Source organism: Candidatus Parcubacteria bacterium, from assembly GCA_023131895.1.
In the GTDB taxonomy this organism is placed as follows: Bacteria; Patescibacteriota; Minisyncoccia; order Minisyncoccales; family JAGMDC01; genus JAGLYZ01.
In genome coordinates this window covers 1-12,616 of record JAGLYZ010000003.1, presented here as the reverse complement: position 1 = coordinate 12,616, position 12,616 = coordinate 1, and the positions used below count along the sequence as shown (strand labels likewise).

Genomic DNA, 12,616 nt, shown 5'->3' with positions numbered 1-12,616 from the left:
AAAATTGTCTGTTTTTTTTATCTTATAATTTCAATTGCCCTTTTAATTTCTCTGTAACTGCCAATTGACTCATAGCAAAAGAAATGACCGTTGCAGTCACTATCCCATATTCCAAAAGGGCAGTCTAAATAAAGCTCATTGCAGACAACTGTTACTTCGTATGTTGCGCCATTTAAAGAACCTGAATAACTTGATTCAGGTTCGCTTTTGTCATAAAGAGCTATTTCTATCCCTGTATCAGCCGCAAAAAATGCTTTCATTGAATTTTCCATTTGCTGGATTGTTTTAATTTGTCCTATTAAAATTGGACTCAATCCTAAAACAATAGCCATTGAAATAGTCAGTATTATTAAAGCTAAATAAAAAATAACGCCTTTTTCTGATTTTTGGATTGCCATTTTAATATATTTGATATGTATCAATGTTTCTTTGCGACACTGTGGTCTGAATATTGATTTTTGCCCCTTCTTCACCAGCTTGAATAACAAAAAGCATAGTTATTCTTGGCTGAATATTGTCTTCATGGTCTTTTCCTGAAAGTTTAAACTTAAAATCAATAATTTGAAGATCATTAGAAGTTAAAGCTAATATTTGTTCGTTCACGGTTCCAATACCTTTTCTGTATTTTAGTTGACTTCCATCAAGAAAAAATTCCTGACAGTCATTATTCTCTAAATGATTTATAAATTTCAAGCCAGTTCCTAAATTTTCATTTCCTCCAATTTGATATATAACTGGAATTTCATAATTCAATCCTGAAGACGCAAGACACCCCTGTCCTGATTCTTTTTCTCCTGTTCTTAACGCACGGCTCATATATTCTATAGCATAGCCGGTTTGGTTTACAAGTTCATAAGTAGATAATATTCTTTTTTGAGATTGATTTATAGAAATAAAAAGTCCGATGATAGCTCCTATAATCAAAAAAGAAGCAGTTACTGAAACCATTATTTCCATTAAAGTAAAACCCCTTTTCGTCATTTTAACATTTAAGCATTTTAACATATTAACATTTAAACATATTAACGTACTAACATGTAAGCATATAAACATTTTATATTGAATTTTGTTAGAATGTTAAAATGTTAGTATGTTAGTATGACTTGCTATTCCCAGTTACATAAATATTCTTTGGCAGTAATTGTTTTAGTATCTCCTTTTTCCAGCCAAGATACTTCAACTAAGATTGCTCTGGAATTTGGGTCTATAATATCGGCTATTTCCGAAATAGTAATTTTTCTTTTAAACTTAGTTTCTGAATAAATAGGATTATCGCTATAAAAATAAAAACCGTTGCTATTGGTTTTTAAATATCTGTTAGTCCAATTATCTAATCCATCTGCCATTGTATAGTCAGCTTCATAATCTCCAGGAGTAACAAATCCATCATTCCAAGGTGTAGCTGGAGAAGCCCTTTGCTCAAGAAAATTGCCGTCTCTTATATTTCTAACAATTTCAATACCTTCTTGGGCAAGAGAAACAGCAATAAGTTTAGAGGAATAATTTGATGTTAAACTCATGGTTTTGTTAATAGCCGCGGAAGCTCCTAATATGCCTATGCTAATAATAAAAATAGTTACTAAAAGCTCTAATATAGTAAAACCTTTGTTTTTCATAAAGATAATTATATTTTTGTTATTCTGCTTCTATTAAACCAGCTTTGTTGATTTTTACAGTTTTGGTATTGCCGTTTTCTAAAAAAGAAATGGTTATTGTAGCTTCAGGTACTAGCGATTCAGCTTTTTCAGAAAAAAAGATAATAGTAGGGCCAGGTGATTTAAAAGTAATATCAAGATTAGAGACAGGAAAAAGGGACTTTATCTTAATGTCTTTTTCTAATTCTATATCTTTAATTTTTTCAGAGAATGAGCCATTGCATATGTCATTTCCGGGTGTAAATTGATCGTTATTATCGCAATCAGCGAAAATAAATGCCTGACCCAAGGGGGATCCAGCGTCTGGTTCTTCAAAACGAATTCCATATCCTCCTTCCGGATAAAATTTTGCTCCAGGTAAACCAATTTGTTCAGCTGACATAGTCATTTGCTGCGTTTTTCGCATTTCTTGGGCTAATTTATTAGCAGACCTTTCTAAGGAAAATTTTTTTCCTGCTGTTCTATAATCTATTGTAACTATAGCAGTTAGAATAGAGATAATAGCAACAACTAATAAAAGCTCTATTAAAGTGAATCCTGATTTCATTATTTTATTATAGCTTATTAAGATAATAATTCCAATTTTTAGTTTTTGAGTTATCCACAGTTTACCTTTTTTATTTTCTATAGTTTGATATAATAAAAAAAGATAATAAAATAATTTATAATAATAATATGGCAACAATAAAGAAAAAAAATTTAATAATATGGATTAGCTTCTCTCTTACAATTTTATTACTCATAGTTTTTTATTTTATTGGTCAGCAAGTTCCTGGTCCAGTTGAAAAACCGATTCCTTTTGAAAATTGTCAGCTTCTAACAGATTCCTGTTTAGATAAGAACTGCTCTTATTATTTTCTCTGCGAGGGAGTAGAGTTCTTTTCTTGCAGTGTTTATGACTGCGGAGATAAATACGGGATTTTAATTAAAGACAGAGAGAACGAAACAATTGTTAAGGAACAGGCAAAACCGGATAAAGAAAAAATAAAAGAAGCAAGGGAGAGATGCAAGGGATGGACAGAGGTCTTGGAGAAAAAATACGAGAATGGCAAGTTAGAAATTAAAACAAGTGTAGTTACCAAAGGTGATTGTGAAATTTTATCTTTTATAGTGAAAACCGATAAAGGATATCAAACTCCTCTTTTTGAAAAAAAAGATGATTATTATAATTTAGTTTTTAGCGCTTCGCTCAAAGACGTTTTTGAGATTATAGCTGTCGGCGAAGGCGGGGTGAGCATCAGAGAAAAGTAATATGATTAAAACAAAAACCAGAATAATTTTATCAATAACTCTTTTAGGATTTTTGGGGATGTTTTTGATTGGCGCTGATGTGTCCTTAGCCACATGGGCTCCCATAGTTGTTTCAATAACCTCTGGTGATATGACAAAGAATCAAAGCAATACTATTATGGCAACAGTGACACAGGCGTTTGGAACAGCGGACCCGAACGAAGTTAACATTACAATAGAATCTCCAGCAGGAACCACTAAAGTGAATTTCCAAAAAATGTCCTGTTCAGGAGACGGTTATTCTCTCTCCTGTTCCTATTCCGTCACCCTAGGTTGCGATTGGGCGAGTGATGCCAAAATAAGAGTAGATGCTTACGATCCTCCGATAGAATCTTGGTATGGTAGCGCCACTAACACAGTCAATGTGGGCGTCCCCCTCGAAATCTGTCACAACAGCATAGACGACGATTGCGACGGACAAACAGATTGCGCTGATAGCGATTGCGCCTGCGAGCCTAGTTGCGACGCTATTATTGATGGTGTAAATCTCTCCAGAAGTCCATTGAATACTGTCTATGATGTTAATACTATTACTTTTTCTTCCACTGCTTGGGATGATTGCGGTATTCAAAATCATAAAATAAAATATTGGGTTAATGGCGCGCTCCATTCGCCGGTAGATGAATGGCCAACCGGCGGTACCCATTTCATTACTATTGGACCTTATTCAGCAGGAACATTAATTGAATACCAGGCGACAGCAACTGATAATAATTTTAATTATACAGCAACTTCTAAGGAATCGTTTATAGTAGTTGAATGTCATCCGCCAGGTTCTACTCAATCTCAATCCTGCGGTAATTGTGGTACTCAAGATAGAATTTGCCAAGCTAACGGTATTTGGGGCGCTTGGGATTCTTGTACCGGCGAAGGCGTTTGTTCTCCGGGAGCGAACCAAGGTTGTGGGGACTGCGGTAGCCAAATCTGTCAAGTAGATTGTATCTGGGGTTCCTGCGCTGGCGAAGGCGTTTGTTCTCCTGGAGCGACCAAGGATTGTAATGGAGGTTGCGGTCAACAAACCTGCAGTTCTTCTTGCGTTTGGGGAGCTTGTGATAATGATTGTCCATATATTGAGTTAGGGTCACAAACAATTCAATATCAGGTCTATTGCGGAATTGGTTCAGGCGTTGGTTTAATTGGTTTTAAATGGACATATAAAGATACTGACGGAGACACTGAATCAAGGTTTGATTTTCGGGTGAACAATATCAATAATGTTAATGATTTAAGTCCAGAGGTTGATAAAAGTTTTGACGGGCTTAGTAATCCTGATGGCTCTGATAATAGTCAAGCAATAATAGTTATGAGTCCTATTGTAGAAGATAAAATTACCTATAATACTATTTATTATTGGTGGGTAAAAGTTTTTGATAGTAAAGGAGCTGATTCAGGATGGAAGGCTGGTCCTTCTTTCTTTACTGATGCTCATGCTTCTCCATGGCCTGATTTCACTTTGGAACCAGATCCTCCAGTAGTAGATGTATCTATTCAATTGTGCGCAGTTGAGGAACTAGGGCTTTGTGATTTAGATGTGAGTGTTTGCTATGATATAAATAATGAAGAAGTTTCCTGCTCAGGAGGAACATTTTTTTGGGATATCTCTGACTGTGATGGTATCTTTGTAGGCGGCACAAGTGAAACATTTGAAAATCCTAAGGTTAAACTTTTTTCATCTGGTGAAATAATACTTTCTATTATTGATAAAGATGGATTTGGTCCTTGTGTTATTTCTAAAGATATTGAACCAAAACTTCCTTATCCTGATTGGAAAGAAATTCCACCTCATTAAAAATCAATGCAAGTATTTATTTAGATATTGAATTTCTAAATTAACGAAGGCCCGACCTTCGTTTTTTTTTTGACAAAAAATTAGTTTTTGCTATAATGATTTTATAGATATTAAGAATAATATGGTTTTTGGTATCGCATTTTATTTATTACTATGTTAGATAACCAATCTCTCATTTTAAATTATGACTTTATTAATCTCACTTTTAGTGGGCATAGTTTGCTTGGCTGTTGGTTCGTTTTTGGGTTACTATGCGCGCCAGTCAATTGCCAAAAAGCAAATTGGCAGCTTGGAGGAAAAAATCCAAAAAAAGATTGCCCAAGCCAAGAAAGAAGCAGAAGAATTAACATCTAATGCGAAAGAAAAATCTTCTGCTATATTAGAATCAGTAAAAAAAGAGGAAGACCAAAGAAGAAGAAATATTTTAAAAACAGAGCAGGTTTTATTGAGAAGGGAAAATATTTTAGACAGGAAAATTTCTGATTTCGAGGATAAGGAAAAGGAATTTCATCTAAAAGTAGAAAAACTGAAGCAAATAAAAGAGAATTTAGAGAATTATAAGAAAGAGATTGTGGAAAAACTGGAGAAAATTTCTAAATTATCTCAAAAGGAAGCAGAAAAGGAATTATTAAAACAGGTTGAAAAAGAAAACGAGTTGGAAATTTTGGAAAGAATGAGGAATCTAGAAAGGGAGGGAATGGAGAAATTTGAAAAGAGAGCAAAAGAAATTTTAGCTTCAGCGATTCAAAAATGCTCTATTTCTCAAGCGCAGGAGATTACTACAACAAATGTTTCTTTGCCTAATGATGAAATAAAAGGGAGAATTATCGGCAAAGAAGGAAGAAATATTAGAACTCTAGAATCTTTAACTGGAGTAGAGATAGTTGTTGATGAAACGCCGGGAGTAGTAGTTATTTCAGGATTTGATCCTGTCCGCAGGCAGATTGCCAAAACAGCTTTAGATAGATTGATTCAAGATGGCAGGATTCAGCCAGTGAAAATTGAAGAAGCAGTATCTAAGGCAGAAGAAGAAATTGTTTTACAAATAAAAGAAGCAGGCGAACAGGCAGTATATGAAACAGGCATTGTTGGCCTAAATCCAAAAATTATTCAGCTTTTAGGCAGGCTCCGTTTTAGAACAAGCTACGGCCAAAATGTTTTGCTTCATTCTATAGAAGTTTCTCATTTAGCAGGCGCCTTAGCATCGGAAATTGGAGCCAATGCCAAAGTAGCTCGGGAAGCAGGTCTTTTGCACGATATTGGGAAGGCGCTTGACTGGAAAGTTGAGGGTTCGCATACTGAAATAGGCATAAAGATTTTAGAAAAATTTGGCATAGAAAAAGAAGTTATTGATGCTATGAAATCCCATCACGGAGAATACGCGGTAGAAAGTATAGAAGCGGTTTTAGTCCAGACAGCTGATGCTATTTCCGGAGCCAGACCTGGAGCCAGAAAAGACACAGTTGAGAATTATCTTAAACGGCTCGGCGAACTTGAGGATATTGCTAATGCTTTTTCCGGAGTGGAAAAAGCATGGGCATTGCAGGCAGGCAGGGAAATCAGGGTTTTTGTCAGGCCGGAAGAGGTTGATGATTTAGCTGCTGATAAACTGGCGCGGGAGATTGCGAAAAGAATTCAAGAGGAATTGAGATACCCAGGCGAAATAAAGGTAACTTTAATTAGAGAAAAAAGAGTAATAGAATACGCGAAATAAAATTTATGGATAAAAAAGAATTAACAGAAATAATAAGCAAAAAAGTAGGCATTTCAAAAAGAGATGCTGAAGAAAGTTTAACAGTAGTTTTGGAAGAAATTACCAAGCAGCTTTCTAATGGAGGAGAAGTTGTCTTAACTGGTTTTGGCAAGTTTGTAGTGAATAAGAGAAAGGAAAGAATGGGTATTAATCCACAAACTAAAGAAAAGATTAAAATTCCAGCAGCTAAGGTTCCTAAATTTAAACCAGGAAAAATTTTAAAGGAAGCAGTAAAATAACCAACAAAAAACCGCGTTATAGGCGCGGTTTTTTAGATATAAGATTATGAGCGGGTGAAGGGGATCGAACCCTCATCACCAGATTGGAAATCTGAAGCTCTGCCATTGAGCTACACCCGCGTCGGGGTACCCAGACTCGAACTGGGATTAAATCCTCCCAAAGGACTCGTGCTGCCATTGCACTATACCCCGTAATAGCTTTATTTTAATAAAATTTTGGCTTTTAGTCAATTCTTTGATATACTATATGATAGAATAAAATATTATGATATAATATAATAATATGATATCAGAGTATAAAAAACAAAAAAAGATTTCAGAACAATTAAATATTTTCAAGCAATGTAAAAAATATGGTTTGGCTACTTGGGAATGTCCACAATTTCTTTTTGTGGTAATGGGTGGTATTATTGTTATTACAGCCATTGGCACTTATTTAATCGGTACTCGTTATTTTGATAATCCAGAAACAGTAGCCTTAATTATTCTTGGATTATCAACAGTTTTGTTTATTATTTCCTTTGTGATCAACCATAGTTTAGAAAAATTAGCAGAAGCCAGTCGTATGAAATCAGAGTTTATCAGCATAGTATCTCATCAGTTAAGAGCTCCTTTAACTAATCTGAAGTGGGGAATTGAACTAATAATATCTGAAGGCATTGAAGACGTTAAAGAGGAAAATTTATTGAATTTTATAAAAATGTTAAAAGAGAACAGTGCTAGAATGGAGGAGTTAATAAATGATTTATTAATTGTTTCCAGAATGGAAAAGGATGGAATACCTGAAAAGAAAGAAAGGACTGATTTAGAAAAAATAGTCAAGAAATTTGTTTTCGAATTTAAAGCCCTTGCTGATGCTTCAAATATTAAAGTAAAATTTGATTGCCAGAAGAATTTGCCAATGATTTATATTGATCCTAGCCAGATTAAATTACCTATAGAGAATTTTATAGATAATGCTGTCCGTTATACTAAAAAGGCAGGCACGGTGGAAGTAAAATTAAAGCAATCCCAGAACAATATTTATTTTGAAGTTAAAGACCAAGGTGTTGGTATCCCTAAAGAAGACCAAAAATATATTTTTCAGAAATTCTTCAGGGCAAGCAATGCTTTAAGATACCAAACCCAGGGAAGCGGATTAGGTTTGTTTATTGCTAAATCAGTAATAGATAAAATGGGCGGTAAAATAGGTTTTAAGTCCTATGAAGGGAAAAGTTCAACTTTTTGGTTTAAAATACCAATAACCTAACCATATTAACATACTAACGTATTAACGTATTAACAAAATTCAAATTCAGAATGTTTATATGTTAAAATGTTAAGATGTTAAAATGATTTAGTTTTATGAAAACTGTTCTATTTGTTGAAGACGAAGCTGCTCTTCAAAAAACCTTTGGAAAAATTTTAGAAGAAGAAGGGTTTAAAGTAATTTCAGCTTTAGACGGGGATGTTGGCCTCAAATTAGCTAAATTAAAAAAACCGGATTTAATTTTACTTGACCTTATCTTGCCAAAGCAAAATGGTTTTGATGTTTTAAAAGCGATTAAAGAAGATGAAGAGATAAAAGACATTCCTATTATTGTTTTAACAAATTTAGAAACAATGGATAATGTTGACAGAGCTATTGAGCTTGGCGCAACTACTTATTTAGTAAAAGCAAACTACAGTTTAAAAGAAGTAATAACAAAAGTAAAGCAAGCACTCAGCGAGTAAATATGAGAGTGGAAGCAAGACAATTAAAATCTTTTCTTCTCGATGCCAATATTGTTAATGAAGCTCAGTTTAAAGAAATTAAGAAAAAAGCTGAGAAGACAGGTCAAGAAATTGGTGATATTTTAGTTGCTGAAGAATTTATCAGCGAGAACGATTTAATCAAGCTTCAAGCATATATTTTAGGGATACCTTTTGTTAATTTAGAAAAAGAGAGTATTCCTATAGATGTTTTAAAGATTATTCCTGAACCAATTGCCAGAACCCATAATATTGTCGCTTTTAGAAAAAAAGAAAACAATCTTGAGGTAGCTATGCTTGATCCAGAGGATTTACAGACAATTGAGTTTATCAAAAAAAAGGCAGGTTTGAAAATTTTAGCAAGATTAACCACTGCTAATAGTATAAAAAAGGTTTTGCAGCAGTATCAGAAAACCTTGAGAGCCGAATTTGGCGATATTATAATAGGCCAGGCAAAGACCATTACTGGCAAGGGAAAACTTGGAGCTATAAAATCAATCAAAGAAAAGGAAATAGGCATAGAGAAAGAGAACCTTAAAAAAGCGGCAGAGGAGCTGCCTGTGATAAGAATTGTAGATACTCTGTTAAAGCATGCTATTTTACAGAGAGCTTCTGATATTCATATTGAGCCAATAGAAAAAGAAATTATTATCCGTTATAGGGTTGACGGTATTCTTCACGATGCTATGACTCTTCCTAAGCAGGCCGCTTCTGGAATTGTCGCTCGAATTAAAGTTTTATCTAATTTGAAGTTGGATGAACACCGTCTTCCGCAAGACGGTCGTTTTAAAATTGAGAGTGAGGACTATAAGTATTCTATCAGGGTTTCTATTCTGCCGGTTTTTAACGGAGAAAAGATTGTTATGCGGCTTTTGCCAGAGGGATCAAAAAGCTTCAATTTAGAGTCATTAGGTTTAAGGGGAAATACCTTGGAAAATATTCAGTTTAATATCAGGAGGCCGGTAGGAATGATTTTAGTAACTGGTCCTACTGGTTCTGGAAAAACCACCACCCTTTATGCTGTTTTAGACATTTTAAACACGCCAGAGGTGAATATTTCTACTGTTGAAGACCCTATTGAATATCAAATTCCCAGAATTAATCAGACCCAGGTAAGGCCGAAAATCGGATTAACTTTTGCTAACGGCTTGCGTTCTTTAGTTCGGCAGGACCCGGATATAATTATGGTCGGTGAGATCAGAGACAAAGAAACTGCTGGATTAGCTATTAATGCCGCTTTGACCGGCCATTTGGTATTATCTACTTTACATACTACTAACGCAGCTGGCGCTATCCCCCGTCTTATTGATATGAAAGCAGAACCGTTTTTAATTACTTCTACTTTAAATGTTGTTATTGCTCAAAGATTAGTTAGGCGGTTTTGCTCCAATAAACAGGCATACAAATTAAAAGCGTCAGAAATTAAAAACCTAGAGAAATATTGCAATTTAGAAAAAATTCAGCAAATTTTGGAAAAAGAAAAAATAGCAAAAAAGAATCAGGGTATTGAAGACATTGTGTTTTACAAGCCAATTTCATCAAAGGATTGTCAGGATGGGTATAAAGGAAGAATTGGCATTTACGAGGTTCTTGCTATAACTGAAAGTATAAAAGAACTAATTATAAAAGGAGCCACTTCTGACCAAATTCAGGAGCAGGCGCAGAGAGATGGAATGGTAACAATGATTGAGGATGGGTTTGTCAAGGCGGCGCAAGGGCTTACCAGTATTGAGGAAGTTCTGCGCGTAATCAAAGAATAAAAATGACAAAAACAATAAATAGAAAAAGAATTTTGACAGGCGACAGGCCCACTGGCCCTTTACATCTCGGACATTATGTAGGTTCATTGGAAAACAGAGTAAAGCTTCAGGACAAATATGAATGCTTTTTTATTATTTCTGATTATGAGTTTCTTACAGACCATTTATCCAGAACAAAAGAGCTTGAGAAAAACATAAATGGGCTTGTTCTTGATTATTTATCTTTGGGAATAGATCCTAAGAAAAGCTTTATTTTTATTGAATCAAAAATTCCTCAGATTGCCGAGTTAATGCTTCTTTTCTCAATGTTTGTGAGCTTGCCTCGAGTAAAAAGAAACCCGACCATAAAAGAAGAAATAAAAACCAGAGGCATTTCAAAGGCAAGCTATGGGTTTATTGGCTGGCCGATTGCTCAAGCAGCTGATATTCTTTGCGTCAGGGCAGATTTGGTGCCAGTAGGAGAAGATCAGCTTTCCCATATTGAACAGACAAGAGAAATAGCCAGGGATTTTAATCGCTTGTTCGGCAGAGTTTTTCCTATACCAGAAGCGTTGACAAGCGAAGTAGCGCGTCTTCCAGGTCTTGACGGCAGAAAAATGTCAAAAAGTTTTAACAATGCCATTAATCTTTCTGATTCTCAAAAAGCAGTAGAGGAGAAAATTAACAGAGCCATTACTGATCCTAAAAGAATACATTCTTTTGATAAAGGCCATCCAGAAGTTTGTAATATATTCCAATATTACAAAGCATTTGCTAATAAAGATATAGATGAGATTAGAGAACAATGCAAGAAAGGGGAGATCGGCTGCGTTGCTTGTAAAAAAAGAATCGCCAAGGCAATAAATGAATTTTTAGAGCCGATTCGAAAAAAGAGAAATTATTATAACAAGCAAAAAGGCATTATTAAAGATGTCTTAAATGCTGGAAATAAAAAAACAGAAAAAGAAGCAGCTAAGACATTAGAGTTAGTAAAACAGAAAATGCATCTTGGTTATAAATCAATTCTATGAAAAATTCAAAAGAAATAAATTCTTATTTGAATAAAATAGTGAAAATTATTGACCCGGCGGTTAAGGAAATTTTAACTTCTTATGTCAGTAAAAGTAATAGAGAGATTGTTAATTATCAAGTTTCTGTTGGTGGAAAAAGATTAAGGCCTGCTTTAGCTATAATTAACTGTCAAATGCTTGGAGGAAAAGTAAAGGATATACTGTATCCTGCTGCTGGCTTGGAAATTCTCCATAATTATTCTTTAATTATTGATGATATAATTGATAATGACAGAGTTAGAAGAGGAAAGACGACTTGTTGGGCTAAATTTGGCAAATCAATCGCTCAATGTATCAGTGTTGACTATGCAGCTGCTATTTTCCAGGCAGCAAACAAATCAAAAGCGCCAATCAAAATTTCTGAACTTTTCGCCAAAAGTTTAAAGAATATTGTAGATGGCGAAATTTTAGATATTTTATTTGAAAAATCAGGCAGAGAAGATGAACCGTATATTATAGAGAACCGCTATAAAACTATTAGCGAGAAAGATTATCTTGATATGGTCAAAAAGAAAACAGCGGTTTTGTTTCAGAATACTTGCGAGCTTGGAGGAGTTTGCGCCAAAGCAAGCCATAAGCAATTAAATGCTTTAAAGAATTATGGGCTTAATTTGGGCATAGCTTTTCAAGTTAAAGACGACATTTTAGATATTTTTGGCGAAGAGAAAAAATTTGGTAAAAAAATTGGCAAAGATATTAAAGAAAAAAAGAGAGGGAATATAGTCATCTTATTGGCTTTAAAAGAACTAAACTCTACTGATAAAAATCAGCTTTCCAATATTTTGAAAAAGAAAAAAATTACTCAAAAAGATATCAAAAAAGCGGTTAGAATAATTAAAAAAACAAATGCCGGTGATTTGTCTCTAGAATTTGGAAAGAAATATGTTCAAAAAGCGAAAAGTAATTTAGGGCTTTTGCCAAAGAATAAATGGAATAGTCTCTTGCAGGAAATGACCGAATTCACTATCACCCGCGAGAAATAAATATTTATTTATAAATTTCAAATCAAACCAATCCTGTGTTGAAACCGCAGGGTTTTCATTGTTATTTCAGAGAAAATTTAGTAGAATTAAAGAATGAAAACAAAGAAAGACAATTCATTGCTTTCGTATTACGGTTTTAGCAAAACGGATCAGAAAAAATATCCTGTGGTTACAGGAATTTTGAAGCAGTTGACACCAGATAGAATTGAAAAAGAAATCCAAGAAATTCAAGAAATTAAACTTCCTTCAGACCTCCAAAAATGGGTCAAAACTATTGACAAGGTTTGCTGTGTTTGATAGAAAAAGGATAGAATCTTTCCAGTGAAATATGGATTGAACGAATCTTGGATAGCCTAATTTGTTTACC

The 12,616-nt window shown here is 34.3% G+C and carries 14 protein-coding genes and 2 tRNA genes; 10 read left to right on the top strand and 6 right to left on the bottom strand.

All coding sequences use genetic code 11. The features are described 5' to 3' along the window. Positions 1-17 precede the first annotated feature (17 nt). The 4 genes from KAT95_02700 to KAT95_02685 form a co-directional block, all read right to left on the bottom strand. On the bottom strand, positions 18-398 hold the full coding sequence (locus KAT95_02700) for a pilus assembly PilX N-terminal domain-containing protein (protein MCK4520754.1): 381 nt from the start codon (positions 396-398) through the stop codon (positions 18-20). Between the two features lies 1 nt (position 399). Next, positions 400-1,005 carry a hypothetical protein gene (locus KAT95_02695; GenBank protein ID MCK4520753.1) on the bottom strand — a complete coding sequence of 202 codons (606 nt, stop codon included), beginning with the start codon at positions 1,003-1,005 and terminating at the stop codon, positions 400-402. 101 nt (positions 1,006-1,106) lie between these two features. Next, complete coding sequence (locus KAT95_02690) at positions 1,107-1,616, bottom strand: prepilin-type N-terminal cleavage/methylation domain-containing protein (GenBank protein MCK4520752.1); 510 nt, start codon at positions 1,614-1,616, stop codon at positions 1,107-1,109. A gap of 19 nt (positions 1,617-1,635) precedes the next feature. Further along, positions 1,636-2,202 carry a prepilin-type N-terminal cleavage/methylation domain-containing protein gene (locus KAT95_02685; protein ID MCK4520751.1) on the bottom strand — a complete coding sequence of 189 codons (567 nt, stop codon included), beginning with the start codon at positions 2,200-2,202 and terminating at the stop codon, positions 1,636-1,638. A 128-nt stretch (positions 2,203-2,330) separates the two neighbouring features. On the opposite strand from KAT95_02685, the gene KAT95_02680 reads away from it, so the two are divergent. The 4 genes from KAT95_02680 to KAT95_02665 all read left to right on the top strand — a co-directional run bounded on the left by KAT95_02680 (position 2,331) and on the right by KAT95_02665 (position 6,726). Beyond that, positions 2,331-2,906: a hypothetical protein gene (locus tag KAT95_02680; protein ID MCK4520750.1), complete on the top strand. Its 576-nt coding sequence runs from the start codon at positions 2,331-2,333 to the stop codon at positions 2,904-2,906. A gap of 1 nt (position 2,907) precedes the next feature. Next, positions 2,908-4,734 carry a hypothetical protein gene (locus KAT95_02675; protein ID MCK4520749.1) on the top strand — a complete coding sequence of 609 codons (1,827 nt, stop codon included), beginning with the start codon at positions 2,908-2,910 and terminating at the stop codon, positions 4,732-4,734. Positions 4,735-4,918: 184 nt separating this feature from the next. After that, complete coding sequence (gene rny / locus KAT95_02670) at positions 4,919-6,448, top strand: ribonuclease Y (GenBank protein ID MCK4520748.1); 1,530 nt, start codon at positions 4,919-4,921, stop codon at positions 6,446-6,448. Between the two features lie 5 nt (positions 6,449-6,453). After that, entirely contained in the window at positions 6,454-6,726 is a 273-nt protein-coding gene (locus KAT95_02665; protein ID MCK4520747.1) for an HU family DNA-binding protein, read from the top strand. Positions 6,727-6,775: 49 nt separating this feature from the next. On the opposite strand, the gene KAT95_02660 is transcribed toward KAT95_02665, so the two are convergent. Together KAT95_02660 and KAT95_02655 are read right to left on the bottom strand one after the other, a co-directional pair. Further along, positions 6,776-6,846: transfer RNA gene (locus tag KAT95_02660), tRNA-Gly, on the bottom strand. A 1-nt stretch (position 6,847) separates the two neighbouring features. Continuing rightward, positions 6,848-6,918 (bottom strand) — tRNA-Pro (locus KAT95_02655). 91 nt (positions 6,919-7,009) lie between these two features. Between KAT95_02655 and KAT95_02650 the strand changes: the two genes are divergently transcribed. The 6 genes from KAT95_02650 (at position 7,010) to KAT95_02625 (ending at position 12,546) form a co-directional block, all read left to right on the top strand. After that, positions 7,010-7,975 (top strand): HAMP domain-containing histidine kinase, encoded by a 966-nt coding sequence (locus KAT95_02650; GenBank protein ID MCK4520746.1) that lies wholly within the window; start codon positions 7,010-7,012, stop codon positions 7,973-7,975. Between the two features lie 95 nt (positions 7,976-8,070). Beyond that, entirely contained in the window at positions 8,071-8,439 is a 369-nt protein-coding gene (locus KAT95_02645) for a response regulator (GenBank protein MCK4520745.1), read from the top strand. 2 nt (positions 8,440-8,441) lie between these two features. Further along, positions 8,442-10,217 (top strand): Flp pilus assembly complex ATPase component TadA, encoded by a 1,776-nt coding sequence (gene tadA, locus KAT95_02640; GenBank protein MCK4520744.1) that lies wholly within the window; start codon positions 8,442-8,444, stop codon positions 10,215-10,217. 2 nt (positions 10,218-10,219) lie between these two features. Beyond that, positions 10,220-11,227, top strand: a complete 1,008-nt coding sequence (trpS, locus tag KAT95_02635) for a tryptophan--tRNA ligase (GenBank protein ID MCK4520743.1) — start codon at positions 10,220-10,222, stop codon at positions 11,225-11,227. Beyond that, complete coding sequence (locus KAT95_02630) at positions 11,224-12,249, top strand: polyprenyl synthetase family protein (GenBank protein ID MCK4520742.1); 1,026 nt, start codon at positions 11,224-11,226, stop codon at positions 12,247-12,249. Before trpS ends, KAT95_02630 begins: the two co-directional genes overlap by 4 nt. Positions 12,250-12,342: 93 nt before the next feature. Then, a complete protein-coding gene (locus KAT95_02625) occupies positions 12,343-12,546 on the top strand; it encodes a hypothetical protein (GenBank protein ID MCK4520741.1) in 204 nt (67 codons plus the stop codon). Positions 12,547-12,616 lie beyond the last annotated feature (70 nt).